At 42.0% G+C, this 14,284-nt stretch carries 12 protein-coding genes; 2 read left to right on the top strand and 10 right to left on the bottom strand.

Annotation, left to right across the window (positions count from 1 at the left end):
* Positions 1-46: 46 nt before the first annotated feature.
* On the bottom strand, positions 47-886 hold the full coding sequence (locus DC487_RS04055) for a GLPGLI family protein (RefSeq protein ID WP_116774641.1): 840 nt from the start codon (positions 884-886) through the stop codon (positions 47-49).
* Between the two features lie 109 nt (positions 887-995).
* On the bottom strand, positions 996-1,589 hold the full coding sequence (locus DC487_RS04050) for a DUF4468 domain-containing protein (protein ID WP_116774640.1): 594 nt from the start codon (positions 1,587-1,589) through the stop codon (positions 996-998).
* A 232-nt stretch (positions 1,590-1,821) separates the two neighbouring features.
* Between DC487_RS04050 and DC487_RS04045 the strand changes: the two genes are divergently transcribed.
* The gene (locus tag DC487_RS04045) at positions 1,822-3,759 is read left to right on the top strand and encodes a tetratricopeptide repeat-containing sensor histidine kinase (RefSeq protein ID WP_133228350.1); all 1,938 of its coding nucleotides are present in this window, start codon (positions 1,822-1,824) and stop codon (positions 3,757-3,759) included.
* Between the two features lie 31 nt (positions 3,760-3,790).
* Here DC487_RS04045 and DC487_RS04040 read toward each other — a convergent pair whose 3' ends face one another.
* The 4 genes from DC487_RS04040 to DC487_RS04025 form a co-directional block, all read right to left on the bottom strand.
* Positions 3,791-4,966, bottom strand: coding sequence for a glycoside hydrolase family 76 protein (locus DC487_RS04040; RefSeq protein ID WP_207774302.1), 1,176 nt, complete (start codon positions 4,964-4,966; stop codon positions 3,791-3,793).
* A 302-nt stretch (positions 4,967-5,268) separates the two neighbouring features.
* Positions 5,269-5,865 (bottom strand): NAD(P)H-dependent oxidoreductase, encoded by a 597-nt coding sequence (locus tag DC487_RS04035; RefSeq protein WP_116774638.1) that lies wholly within the window; start codon positions 5,863-5,865, stop codon positions 5,269-5,271.
* Entirely contained in the window at positions 5,843-6,826 is a 984-nt protein-coding gene (locus tag DC487_RS04030) for an alpha/beta hydrolase (protein ID WP_116774637.1), read from the bottom strand. The genes DC487_RS04035 and DC487_RS04030 overlap by 23 nt, the downstream gene beginning before the upstream one ends.
* 11 nt (positions 6,827-6,837) lie before the next feature.
* Positions 6,838-7,785, bottom strand: coding sequence for an NADP-dependent oxidoreductase (locus DC487_RS04025; protein ID WP_116774636.1), 948 nt, complete (start codon positions 7,783-7,785; stop codon positions 6,838-6,840).
* Between the two features lie 87 nt (positions 7,786-7,872).
* Between DC487_RS04025 and DC487_RS04020 the strand changes: the two genes are divergently transcribed.
* On the top strand, positions 7,873-8,724 hold the full coding sequence (locus DC487_RS04020; RefSeq protein ID WP_116774635.1) for an AraC family transcriptional regulator: 852 nt from the start codon (positions 7,873-7,875) through the stop codon (positions 8,722-8,724).
* A 47-nt stretch (positions 8,725-8,771) separates the two neighbouring features.
* Here the strand turns inward: DC487_RS04020 and DC487_RS04015 are convergent, their stop codons facing one another.
* The 4 genes from DC487_RS04015 to DC487_RS04000 all read right to left on the bottom strand — a co-directional run bounded on the left by DC487_RS04015 (position 8,772) and on the right by DC487_RS04000 (position 14,278).
* Positions 8,772-10,244: a DUF4434 domain-containing protein gene (locus DC487_RS04015; protein WP_165799011.1), complete on the bottom strand. Its 1,473-nt coding sequence runs from the start codon at positions 10,242-10,244 to the stop codon at positions 8,772-8,774.
* A gap of 93 nt (positions 10,245-10,337) precedes the next feature.
* Positions 10,338-11,702: a family 10 glycosylhydrolase gene (locus tag DC487_RS04010; RefSeq protein WP_116774633.1), complete on the bottom strand. Its 1,365-nt coding sequence runs from the start codon at positions 11,700-11,702 to the stop codon at positions 10,338-10,340.
* Positions 11,703-11,708: 6 nt separating this feature from the next.
* Positions 11,709-12,812, bottom strand: a complete 1,104-nt coding sequence (locus DC487_RS04005; protein ID WP_116774632.1) for an SGNH/GDSL hydrolase family protein — start codon at positions 12,810-12,812, stop codon at positions 11,709-11,711.
* A 71-nt stretch (positions 12,813-12,883) separates the two neighbouring features.
* On the bottom strand, positions 12,884-14,278 hold the full coding sequence (locus DC487_RS04000; RefSeq protein ID WP_133228347.1) for a DUF5018 domain-containing protein: 1,395 nt from the start codon (positions 14,276-14,278) through the stop codon (positions 12,884-12,886).
* Positions 14,279-14,284 lie beyond the last annotated feature (6 nt).

Genomic DNA, 14,284 nt, shown 5'->3' with positions numbered 1-14,284 from the left:
AATCTGGCAGTATAGAATTTAATATTCCTGAAAATGGGCGGTTAATTTATGGGACAAGTTCAATCTTGTTACTGTTTTTTTTGAGGTATTTTTGGTAATTATTTGTCATGTTCAATTTCGACTGTGCATCTTTAAACTTGATCCGCCCTTTGCTTTCATGCAGCAGCATCCGATTTTTCTCCATCGTACGTTTCTCTTTAAAGAAATCAGCTTTATGCATCTGAACAACCTTTCGGGCAGGATATTGATTGAAAACCAACTTCTTTGCAGTATTTAAATCCATGTCAATGACTTCAAAATTCCACGATTTGTCGGCAGATGAAAGCGAAATAATGAGCCCAGGTAGCCCTCCAAATTTATACGGACCATCGAAAATTGGTATATCTGCACAAAACCAAGCTTCCCACCTCCGGCCAGCATACTGCACTGTTGCTAGTTGGCAATTTAGATTATGCAAGGTCTTTTCTTCGTTTGTGATATTCCAATCCCACCTATTTGGTTCATCGCAACGTACCAAGTCGGGTCCAAAATCTGCTTCATACTCATAAAATGAAATCGCATCAATCGACTTTATAATAGCAAACCTGAACTTTGACCTATAAGTGGATGCACTGGCGTAATCGCCGAAAGTATTCCCCTCTTTATATTGTTGTTGTAGGATGGAGTCGAATATATTTTTGTTTGTAGACTCAAAAAAAGAAATAGAATCATTGATAAATAATTCAAAAGTTTCTGTTGCTTGCCGCCGCATATCGGCCGTATCGGGATTATACTTTAGCTGATATGTGATCTGTTTGTCAAAGTGCAAGTACTGTGCATTTACTAGCAAACAACTAAAAATATATATAAGTAAAGAGAAGGAAAAAGTTGCTGCATATTGACTCATAGCTTTAAAGTAAATAAAATACTTTACATAGAGAAATTTAATTCAGATCAAGTAATATCTTTATGACCTAGATATTGACAATGCTTTTGAGAAACTGCCAGATCATTTATCACCAATTATCAATAGCTTTTGATTTTTCGATAATATCCTTTGTTAAGTTGTTGAAGTGACCTTCTAATCCATCTAGCGCTTCCTGTGATAGTACCTTCCCATTTTTATCAAAAACAGCATATTTTGAGTTTTTGTCTTTCACGAGAACGAGGTAAGACCAGCCAGTCGCCCAGCCCGATTTATAACCACCTTCGTACCAGCGCCGACATTCAAACGACGGCCGATTAAAACGTATTTTATTGTCCTTGAATTGAATGGACAAAGTATAAGAGATGTCGTACTTGTACGTTGTTTTGCCGATTTGTATGGGTGATAATTTGACCTGATCTAAAATCGCTTCTTGTTCATACCCTTTCACGGTAATGCTTTCGCCCTCAACCACACTTAGCACTTCTTTGGGGTCTTTATACATCGAAGTAAGCGCGCGAAGGACATTTTTATACAGCACATCTTGCTTTGTATCAGGAAAGTCGACCACGGCATACTCCAGATTATCGGCAGCGACAAAACCCGCCGGCGCTAAACTAAAATATTGGGCATATCCTACCTCGGCAAATAGTAGTAATGCGATGAGTGGTATAAGTCTTTTCATAGAAAGTGTTCTTGGTTATACAGTTTGACAAGGTCTTTTAAATCATATAATCGCATTTCTAATAGCCTCGAAAGCGATGATATTTTACTTCAAATTTAGCATGAAGTGCACAACGTATATATCCCTGAAAACCAGTATTTATATAGCTGAGAGAAGCTTTTTTACAAAATATTCTTTATTTTTATTCTATGAATTCCGCGTACTAGTGAGTCCGCATATTAACATCTACTGAGTGAAACCCTTTTTCAATCCCATAGTATTATTACTATCCGTAGTACTATGTTCCTTTTCATCCACAGCTGTGTTGGATGCTGATTTAGATCAAAAAACCGAGTATTTGCAGGAGCTCCACCGGAAGCTCAGGGTAATCTATTATACGCAAGATTTCGTGGGTACGCTAAAATTCGAGAAGGAAGTGGAATCACTGAAAACGTCGATGATAACACCCAACCTGTTGCTTACCGACATAGAAATGTTGTTTGCCAAAAGCTTATATAATCTTAGTAACTATGAGCGATCACTGCCTCTAGCGCTTGTGAACCTAAGCAACTACGAAGAGCTTCGAAATGCCAAAGGTATTGCAGATGCCCGTAATCTTTTAGGATTGATCTATCTGGCACAACATCATTATGACGCCGCCTTGGAAGAGTTTAAAAAATCGGCAACACAACATAAAGTGCTTGGAAACGAGCAACGTCTTTCTGCAAATTATCATAACTTGGGACTGGTATCTACATCATTAGGTCGCCCACAGTATGCGAAGTCATATTTTATAAAGGCAAAATCACTCGCTGAGAAATCTGGATATGTAACAGTCAGTGCCATGGCAGACAATCGGCTCGCTGAAATGTACGAAAATGAGAATCAACTGGATACAGCTATGTTGTTGTATAACCGAGTCCTACAAAATAATTCTGTGATGAGTGAGTGGGAAAATAGCTTTGCCCACACTGGAGTTGCTCGTTGCTACTACAAATTGAAACAATACGACAAAGCCCACAAGCACGCCTTACAAGGTTATAACCTTGCCGTCAAACTTCAAACAAAATCCGATATTGTACGAGCAGCAAAAGTAGTGGCTGAGGTGAATGCGGCTTTGGGAGCATTTGAAGATGCCTTTACCTATCAGCAAATATATGATTTGTATAAGGATAGCATTCTCTCCGAAGACAAGCGCATTAGTTTGGATTCTATGCAAATCGCCCATCAGCGATCTGCTAATATGAAGCTGACTAAGGAAAATAATGTTATGGATCAACAACTTCGCATCGGACAGATACTATTGTTATTCCTTCTTTCGCTTGTTGTTTTCGTTTTAGTGATCTGGCACACGACTCGCAGACATGCTAATACCACTTCTGGGCTTAATAGTGAGCTGAAAATGCATAGCCAATTAATTACAGAACGGAACGCATTGATTGAAAGTCAGAATGAGCAGTTACGAGATACTATCGTGACCAAGGATTTTTTAATAGCCGTATTGAGCCACGATTTTCGTAGTCCCATGTCGGCGATCTTGAATGTTATTCAATATTTGGAAAACACCCCATTAAATACTACTGACAGAAATCATTGGTTTGAAATTCTACGGAAGCAAACGCTCTCTACGATGAACGTGATGGATAACTTGTTGCTCTGGTCTGAAACGCAAAAACAGACAATCCACACCGAACGAATTGCGGTAAATGTGTCCAGTCTTGTCATGAATATTTTGGATATGCTGGAGCAAAATTTGCAAGACAAAGAATTGAATATTATTCATGACTCGTGTGCTGAGGCTATTGGACATGTCGATCAAAACCATTTACAAATAATTCTATCCAATCTAATTTCTAATGCGGCAAAATTCACCGCAAAAGGTGGCACCATTCACATCAGTTATGAAGATGCTGAGGAAGATTTAAAAATTCATATCCGCGATAATGGTGTCGGTATGAGCGCGATTAAACTACAGCAAATCCAGTCCAAAGACAACAGCCTCAAATTGACGGAGGGTACCGATCAAGAACGTGGATTCGGTATCGGTATGCAAATTATTACCCATTTCTTAAAAGCAAATGGTGCCCAGCTGTTGATCGAAAGTACAGAAGGTCAGGGTAGTCTTTTTACCGTCATCATCGCTCGATCACTATCCCACCAAGCTTTGCATTTTCAAGATACATCTGTTTAATGAGCACCATAATTCCCTCCTAACGCTTTTATTACCTCTCCAAACTAGCTAACCGAGCATACATTTCGGCGATAGCGAACTGATCTAGCAACCATTTTTTGTCACTATTATTGTTTTTTCCGGTCCAATCTTTACTAAACAAACCGTCGCTATTGCGCATGCCCGTCCAAGCGTGATCCATGTTAGCCTTAAAAGCATCTATATATTGTTGATCTTTGTCTTGCTGGTAAAGCTCCACATAACCACGTAGCATCACCGCGATAAACCAGTTATCACTTCGATTCAATTGTGGATAAGAAGCGGCAGCATCTTTCGTAAAGAACTGCTTAAAACCGCCTTTGGCCGATGCTTGCGCATCTGCTAAATACTCTTTTTTACCGGTGATTTTGTGTAGCAATGCTCCCGCTTGAATCATTTGGCCTGTATTGTACGGATATTTTGCTTCTTGCACTTTGCCCGCCAAATTGATATTGTCCCAATACACATGATCTTTAGGGTCTTGCAGATTATCTTTTGTCCACGCATATAGTTGAATAGCTTGATCTAGATAGGCCTGAGATTGGGTGGCTTCGTACAATTTGAGCAAATACACGACTGCTGGCGCATTAGAACAAGTGTTTTTAGATTCTTTTTTCTGTTCGCACCAATAAATTCCACCGCCCAATTTCTCATCCATACCACTTTCCACAAATTGCCAAATCTCTTGTGCCTTGTCCAAGTATTTATGTTCGTTGGTCTGCAAGTACAAATCCGTAAAATCAATTCCTAACCACACATTATCATCATAAAAACGATCGGATTGCGCAGCGCTATTGATGTATGATGCATATCCTGCCGGTTGGCGTGTATCATAATAATTCTCTAAACCAGGCAGCACGACTTGATCAATATGACTTTTCATTGCGGCATCTTCGTGTTGTTCATACAGCGCTACATAGGCAGACAAACTTCCCGAAAATGGCCACAAGTATGAGTATGGATTGGTTTTATTTTTGTTTTCATTGGTAGCAAGGTAACTTGCGCTGTATGTATCGTCGAAAGGATATGTTTCTCGCAGCAGTTGCTTGCCATCGGGGACTGCGTACAATTTTCCGATCTTGTTTAAGGTTTCGCTAGCTTTCTCGTAATAGCCATTTGCAGTTGTTGTCTGTGCTGCTAAAGTGCTAGACAAACATAATGCTATCCCCGCCCCTATTAGGTTTTTCATGTTTATACTCCTCATCATTTTAGTTTATTGTATGGTAGTTTATCCGATATTTCCCAGGTTCAAAATCGCTTTCACTAGATGATAATGCTATATCGTTTTATCTAAAGGAACACATCATATCTACTATCAAACGATGCGCGAAACCATTTATTTTACAATGAAATAGATATTGAAAAGATCACTGTAATTTCTCCTGAACTGAAAGCAATGTATTAGTCAACAAATAACCATGATTATGTAGGAGAAAAATAGTGAAAATGATGCAGTCAAAGTCCTATGTAACTGCATCTTTACGTAGATAATTATAGGACAGGTTGGTCAGTGGTATCTACAATAGCTAGATCTCTTACATTTTCCAGCCATCGATTTCTGTCATCCTGATCCAAATCTTGGAGCGGACCGATAAAGTGATTGTCTATGGAAGCTACTCCACAGTATTCCAAAATACCTTTTTGCAACTGTACAAGTCCGCTGGATTGATAGATTCCCTCGTAGTTTTCGCCAATTAAATCTCCCGCTGTGGTAATTATTCGACTGGTTCTTCCTTTTAACAAACCTTCGCTTGCTTCTCCTTTTTTAGCTTTGAAAGCAATCCCTGGAAGAAAGGCGCGATCGAAAAAACCCTTCATAATGGCAGGCATTCCAAGCCACCAAATCGGATGTATCCAAACTTGATGTTCACTCCACTTGATATCTTCCAAAGCTTGTACCAGATCAGGTTCTAATTCCATACGCTGTTGATAACCAAATCGTAAGTTTGGATTGAAATTCAGTTCTCCGATCGCTACATATCGCACTTCTGCACCGTTATCACGAGCGGAGTATATATAAGATTGCGCGATAGCGCTATTGAAACTTGCTTTGTTAGGATGTCCATTAATCACGAGGATCTTTTTCATGTATTTTTTTAACTATGTGTTGGAATAAGGTTACTTGTTGCTGATAAAATTGTTCGGATAAAGGACAGTCAAAAAAATCGAAAGCGTGTACTGCTCGTTGTATTTCTAAAAGATTGACCTCGACATGAGCTTCTTTTAATTTATTGGCGTACAACTTTCCCTCATCTTTTAGAGGATCCAATGCACAGACGACAATCGTCGCATCGGGTAAATCAGTGAAGTCAGATTCTGATAGTGGAACGGCGTATTGGGGTGGATCGCTTAGTTGATCTTGCAGATAATGCTTCCACATCCATGCTGCTGCTATCTTGCTTTGCATGGGCGCATGAGCTAGCTCAACCATGGATGAAGTTGCCAACGAATGACTCATAGGCGGATACAATAAATATTGATGTTGAATGACAATTTCTTTTCGATCTCTTGCCAAATGTGTGATGGATGCAGCAATGGTTGCACCAGCACTACTCCCTCCTATTATGATATTGTCTTTGTCTCCACCAATTTCGGCGCCATGATTTGCCAGCCATTTCAGTGCCGTATAACCGTCGTCCATTCCAGCAGGAAATGGGTTTTCGGGTGCTAATCGGTAATCTACAGACACGATCAGCAGATTCGTATCCATTGCTAATTGGAAAAACATAAAATCGTATTGCTCTGGCGTGCCGTAGATAAATGCGCCACCATGAAAATAGAGCAACATGGGTAAATTTTGCTTTCCTTTTGGACTATAAGTTCGTACTCTTATCTGGTGTAATCCATCAGCAGAAGGTATTTCGCGATTTTGCACTTGAAGTTCTGAAGGAACTGGAAGAGGGCGCTCAGCGAGGTACAAAGTCCTTTCGGCATCTCGTATTTTTATAGGATCATTAGCTAGAAGATTTTCATAATCTATCGTGGCGAATGGACTATTCGATATGGCTTGCCAAAGCAATGGGTCTATGTATTTTTTAATGCTTTCCATTTTGAACTAGCTTATAATTGAACCACAACTTTGCCCACCGTATGTCCCGACTCTACCTGCTGATGTGCTTTGGCCATATCCTCAAATTCAAATACATGCGATATGTGCGGTTTTAATACTCCTTGTTGCAACAAGGAGGCTATATATTGCATATCTCCACCGCTGGAATAGACCGACATAAAATAGCAGGCGTGCAACTGTTTCTCCTGTGCGCTGAACTCATCCGCAGAGGTGTGGCCAGATGGCAGGGCGACAATTGTTCCAAAAGGTTTTAGAACTTGAACCGATTTCTGAAAATTAGCACCACCGACGGCTTCGAGGACAAAATCAAGATCTTGTACGACTTCTTCAAATCGCACATTTCGATAGTCAATCACTTCATCTGCTCCCAGCGACTTCACAAAATCTTTATTGGCGGCCGATGAAGTTGCAATTACCTGCGCTCCGATATGTTTAGCAATCTGCACGGCAAAATGCCCCACACCTCCTGCTGCCGCATGAATCAGCACACGATCTCCCTTTCTCAATTTGCCATAACTATGAAATGCTTGCCAAGCAGTTAAGGCGGCCAATGTGCTAGCAGCAGCTTCTGTATGGCTGATGTTGGCAGGTTTTAGCGCCAGATGTGCTGCTGGGGCAGCCACATATTCCGCATAGGCTTTTCCATGCCCCACAAAATTGACTATACCAAACACCTCATCACCTATTTCAAATGCGGCGACATCCGTTCCAGTAGCGACTACTTCTCCGGAAATATCCCAACCTAAAATTAAAGGATCATAGTTGGCCAGATCCTCCGCTAATGGCGCTTGTCGCGTTCGAACTTTTACGTCTACAGGATTAACACCAATAGCTTTCACCTTTACCAGGACTTCGTTTGCAGTGACAATTGGTTTTTCAATTTCTGTATACTGAAGGTTTTCAATTCCTCCAAATTTTTCTAATATGATTGCCTTCATTTATTTATTAGTTTAACGCAACAAAAATAGACCGTAAAACAAATCAAAAACAGGTACAATTCAAGCTTATTCGGGTATCTTTGCGGTATGGCTAGAGAAAATCTATATCAATCGCTCGAAGTTTTTTATGAAAAGGTTGACGAATGTCCTTTGCGAGATAGACAGTTTAATTTTTTCGAACTGGTATATGTGATTTCTGGAACAGGACATCACACCGTCAATGGCAACAAATTCGCGTACAATGCGGGTGATTTATTCTTAATCACGCCGGAGGACTGTCATGAATTTGATTTGCAGAATACTTGCGAATTTATGGTAGTACGCTTTGGTGAGCGATATGTGAGAGAGTATCAGTGGAAAAGCATTGATCATATCGAGTGCTTATTGTATTATGCATCCCATTTGTCGGGATCGGTTTTGGCAAATAAGGAAGATAAAGAAGTAGTAGCGTCATTAATGGCGAATCTGAGAAAAACCAAGGAACAAGAAATGGCTTATTCAGAAGATCTTATTCGTCATTTGGTCAATGCAATTATTGTGATCGCTGCGCGCAATATTGCGATCAGCAGACCGCAACATATAATTCCAAATGCAGATACGCGCCTATTGCAGATTGTGGATTACATCCAAGAACATATCCATCAACCTGAAGCACTAAAGATCGCCGTCATTGCAGAAAATTTTGGCTTATCACCGACTTACCTGGGTAGCTATTTCCGCAAACAATGCCAAGAATCAATACAACAATACATTTCCTCCTATCGCATCAGACTTATCGAGCACCGACTACGCTTTAGTGACAATCGGGTGCACGAGATTGCCGACGAATTTGGCTTCGCCGATGAGAGTCATATCAATAAATTTTTTAAACGGCATAAAGGCATGACGTTGAAAGGCTATCGGCAGACGTCTGCTACCACTTCATTGGCAGAAGCCTAGTTCGAATCTCCTTTGACATGACGATTCGAGCTAGGCTTAGTAATTCCTTAATATGCTGGGTTAACGAAGACTTCGTCGCATAATATGCGGAATGATGATTCCTGATTGGCGACTACCTTCACGTAGCGACCTTCGGTTTCCAACAGATCGCTCCAAGCGATATCTATCCAGCAATCATGTTTATCATTAACAGAAGCCGGCATAGCTATGGTTTTCACTTTATCAAAGCGTTTACCATCTTTAGACACGTAGAAGTCTACCGCCGTCGGCAACAACACGCCTGCTGGGCGATAATGTAAAAAGCGAGCCGCAAGCGATTTTATGGGCATTTGCTTATTGAGATCAATAGTCACTTCCATTTTTCCTTTGTCAAAAGGCAACCAAGTTGGTTCGTCTACACTTTCTTGTCCGAGCTTACAATCCGTGAGCATGGCCAACTTATCAGCCCCAGCGTTCTTACTTTCCGTTTTTACCGTAGCTCCTTTTGCTTGGTGTAACACATCACCTTTAAAAGTTGCCTCTAGCAATGGCCAACGTCCTTTCTGCTGTTTCCAATCGGAAAAATCGATAAAAGATTGGGCAGAGTGGATCGGCTGACCAATAGGCATAGCCGAGTTCACATCGTCAATGATACCATATACCGAAAAACTAATCACGTTTTCGGCTCCCGCCATAGATGCAGCCACAATTTGAGAAAGATAGCGTGGAAAGGCGGCAGGAATCAAGGCAGATTCCCGAGTATTGTCCTCTTTTTCCCAAGTGAATGATTCTACGTTCGACCAAAATTGAATACCGGAATCCTTATGTATCGCTCCTATTTTCTCAAAATTCTCCTTCATACGCGGAATAGGCATGGGTTCGCGTACACAGCCTACCTCATCTTGATAGGCAATGATGTCCACTTTCAATTTTTTGACCTGTTCGGCAAATCGCGGATCGTCTATTGTTGCATGGCAAATGCCATACGGCGAAATCATGACTTTTTTACCGGGCGTTAGGCTTCTCGCTACTGAAGTTAGGGCGTTCGCCTCATGCACTGCTTCATCTGGAAGAATAGGTTCCATGCTGTCTTCCACCGGCAGATACCAGCCGTAGAAAGATTTCCGATCACCGAATAAGGTAGCGGTTTCGCGCATGATCCGTTGTTGTATTGCTTTAATTTTTGGATCACGAATATTATCATCCTGATTGACCGCCCAGCCGCTGCTCATAAATACATGCATGCCGTATTTATCAGCAGCTTCCATAATGGCTTCCACCGGACTTTGTTGTCCGTCAGGATAGGCAGCAGGCATAAACTCCGAAGGATAAAAGGCTTTACCATCATTGGCCACCGCCATAATCACCAAATGGGAAAGTCCCATGTTGGCATATTCCTTGATTTTGGTTTTCCAAAACTCGGGCAACAGACAGTCCACATGCGCAGGATTCATGTATTTATTGCGTACGTCTTGATACGGCAGGTTGAGCCAAGTTCCTTTCAGCGGCTTCACTTCCTGTGCATGTAAGTTTGCTGGCATCGCTGCGGCGAAGCATGCGCAAGCAAGTAGAGAACAGTATATTTTAGATGATAATGATCGCATTTGATATGTTTTTTAAAGGTAAGCGTAAAATTAATTGATATACATCCAACCCAGACCTTTTGTGGTGTATACCATCTTCCATTGCGCGCCTTGCTCTTTGATAAGCGCTAACGGCGCAATGGCATCGGCAATGACTTTTGACTGCAGCGAGGCTTCTTGGTACAGTTTGCCATTCACTGGATTGGCAAGATTGGCTGTTGGCCAAATACCTTCTTTTTTGGCAAAAGCATACTCATAGGCAGTGTTGCTGTAATAACCAGATTGCAGCGAAAGATCAAATGCGCGCAACCACCAGCTTGGATCCCGCTTTTGCACGTTTGGGTTGCTGTGACTCAGCGACACAATATCTGCCTGAATGCTCAGAGCTACCTTTGGGTTTGCCGTTTGTATGGCTTTCGCTAATGGCGCATAATCTAACACGTAATCTGGACTCAATGCGGGATCAAGCCAATCTTGCGCGGCAGTCTGCAACACCAACATATCGGGCTGCACCTCTTTGGCAAGCGCAGGCATATCCAATCCGAAGTGTTCGCGAATCTCTGCGATCGTGCCTTTGCGCACTCCCATGCCCCATACAGCATACAAGACTTCGGGTTTGGTGGCCTTGATAGCTGCTTTTATTTTTTGATTGAAGGAGATAATAGCCGCCGCTCTGAAATCCATCCATTGCGTATACAAACGCTGGTCTTGTCGTATGTAATCGAATGAAAGCGTGGCGGCATTATTACCGACATATTTTTCGGTAAAGGCCTTGCGGGCGTACTGGCTGACATCACCATAGAAACCATTCCCTGTCAGTGTCTTCCATTCTGGAAAATAGCTTTCGGCAAATTCGATGCCGTCGACATCATAATTTTGCAGAATACGCTTCACGCGATCGACTTGCCAAGCGACAAACTCTGGTCGGTGAAAAGAGTAAAATTTGATACCGGGATTGGGATACGGTTTGATAAATTCCATGTGCCAATCCGTAGGCAGGCTCGAATTACCATAAACACAATTGCCCAACAGCATGATCCAGACGGCAATGTTTTCTTTCTTCAGTGCTTCCAGATAAGCAGGTTTTAAGAGTTCATCGTTCTTGCTGCCATCCCAATCTTTGACCATAAAGAAATGCACCGATTTGATATTCGCCATGCGAAGATCGGTAATCAGCATTTCGGGAGAAATCTGCTGTTGATAGAGCACATCGGGATCAATCTGAATAGAGTTGCCTTTTACCTTCTTCAATTGCGGCGTTTCTACGAATAATTCTTTTCCTGTTTCTACGGTATCACTACCTTTCGACAGCTCTTGTGGCGTTAATGTTTTCGTGCCGCAGCTCATTGTGCAAATCCACAACAAAACGACACAGGCCATTGCACTACAAGTGCTGTAAAACTTCTTTTTTCTCATAATATTTTATCTGATGGTTCGATCTTGCAGCGGCCAATCCATTAGGGTCGCAATATATGGGACGAGGAAAGTCGCTATTTTTTGGTGACCGACTTCGCCCGGATGCCAAGCTGCACCCATATCCGAATCGTCATTGATCACGCCGTGTAGCGGGGCGGTATGACGTAGATTTGGATTATCTAATTGACTGAGTAAATCGCTGATATAATGCAGGTACTGATCGCCGAGACGAGGTACGACACATAAAATCTTGACCTTGCTTCCATAAGCATCACGTACCTGTCGGATAATCCGGCGGTAAGCTGTTTTAAACTCGGTCTTTGAAGGTGCTGGCTGTGTTGAAAAATCATTTAAACCCAGATTGATCACGACCAGATCTGGTGTGTATTGATCAAATCGATATCTTGCGGTCGTATCGCTATCTAAGGTTCTCAACATGAAATCCTTCATCGTATATCGGGAACTGGTCAAGGAATCACCGTAATTTCTAGCAGCACCTCTGCCCGAATGGGCAATTAGTGCATAATCTGACTGAAAATACCGCGCTAAGATACAAGCATAGGTTTTATCCGCATTTTCGGTAGCGACAGTAAAAGGTTGGTCCTTATGCGTGCCATCCGCACCGTAGCCTACGGTGTAGGAATCGCCAATAAATTCTATAAAGCGTTCTTTCCGTTGCGGAGACTTGTATAAAGTAGATTTCTTGTAAAGCACAAAGCCATGAATAGTCGTGCAGCCAAATTCACCTTCCGAACGTTTTTGCACGCGTATGACATGCTTACCATTCTTACTAAGGTTGGAGACCAATTGTATGACGGTATCTGGAGTACTGACGACAAAGTTTTTGTACAATTGGTTGTCTACAAAAACATTATAATAACTTTCTCCGCTATCCGAAGCACGCATAGCAACCGATTCGCCTTCCAATACGAAATCAAAGTAAGTACCGACCCAATCAAAGGTGACTTCGCCCTGCTCACTGACTAAGGTTCGACCAGTGTAAGTGACCTCAGCGCTGTTAGCGAGAACGAAATTTCCGTACTTTCCCTGCGAAAAACAATTCGAAATACATCCCCAAACTAACAATGGTAATAGCGTTATTATCTTCATAGTTACACAAATAGAAACTTGGTACGTGATCCTATTGAATCACGCACCAAGTTTCATGAACTAAACGATTGTTATCTATTGTAACTCATATCGTAGGCCATCACTCCTGCGAATGTTTTATCATTCGTGGCCATCGTGGCGAAGATCGAAATCTTCTTACCTTGTACGCGAACATCAATGTCACCATAGCGATTATAGTTGGTACCGCCATAAGCTTCCGATTCGAACAGCATAAAATCTCGGTAACCAGCAGCTTCTGCTACAAGCGTCATCTTATTCGGATCGGTGATGTCGTACACTTTCACGTGCGTGGCATCCCAAGCGAAGAAGCCCTGCGTCAATGTCGCCATAAACTGATTCCCACCTACGGTAAAGACTTCAAAATCCAACATCTTATAGTAATGGTTAGAAGCTGCCATCGGGAATACGTCCATCGTTGGTGTGAATTGTACAAAACGACTACCTCTCTCTCTATTGGCGTCTGTAGCGACGTAATTACAATAGGTCAGATAGTGATCGGAGTTGGCATCCAAAGATTTCCGCTGTACCGTCGCATAAGTCCATGGGTCTGCCGCCGCGTAGCGAATGATTGTCGGTGTGGTATTGGCCACTACACCATCATTGAATTCCCAATAATAAACCTGATTGTTGTTTGGCGCCGTCGCATACACGTATGCTTTCCCAACTTTAAGATTACCAATCACAGAAACCTTTCGGCCCAAGTCTACCGGAGCTCCAGCTGCAGTTGTGTAGTTTAGAATAAGCTTAGGTGCGCTATCTACATCTTCATAATAATACAGCATCAAACCTGCAGAATAAATATTGTACCTGTTCACAATGAAATGATCCGCATCATCGGCCACAACTTGCATACAGAAAGTAGTCGGTGCTGGAATTGTTTTCACATATTCGCCATCGGCAGCATTGTACACACGTACCCCCACAGTAGCACCTAAAGTACCTCCCGAAAAATCGGCTACTAAAATCTGATCTTTGATGAGCGCCATACCAGAAATGTTGGTACGTAGAATACCGAGTTTATCTGCATTGTAAAACCAACGTTTTTTGAAGGTCGTGCGAGGCAAAGTTGGTACGGCTTTGATGATATGCCGTTTGGTATTTCCGTCGCCATCTGTCACGCGGACTTCTATAGGATTCGTAAAATCCATAACTCCGGCTAGAGCAGGCTCCATACGCGCATTGTTTTGCAAACTTGCCGTAGCTTTCAGCTTAGAGATATCTACCGGTTCTTCTTCCGTAGTCGGTACTTCTACATAAACGGTATCACCATCATTATAAGGACCTGCTGTTCGTGCCATGTATTCCGTAGTCTGACCGGGAATGGCTAACATGAAATTTTGAAGCCCCACATTGAACTGGGAGTTTTTGTGTAGTTCTACCTTTTGGCAGGCTACCGCGCTGATGGCAGTGATCGCCATCAACATATATTTTGAATAATTTTTCATCGATCC

Source organism: Sphingobacterium corticibacter (assembly GCF_003076635.1).
GTDB lineage: Bacteria > Bacteroidota > Bacteroidia > Sphingobacteriales > Sphingobacteriaceae > Sphingobacterium > Sphingobacterium corticibacter.
Note: the sequence above shows the minus strand (reverse complement) of the source record. Positions and strands in the feature narration are given on the sequence as shown.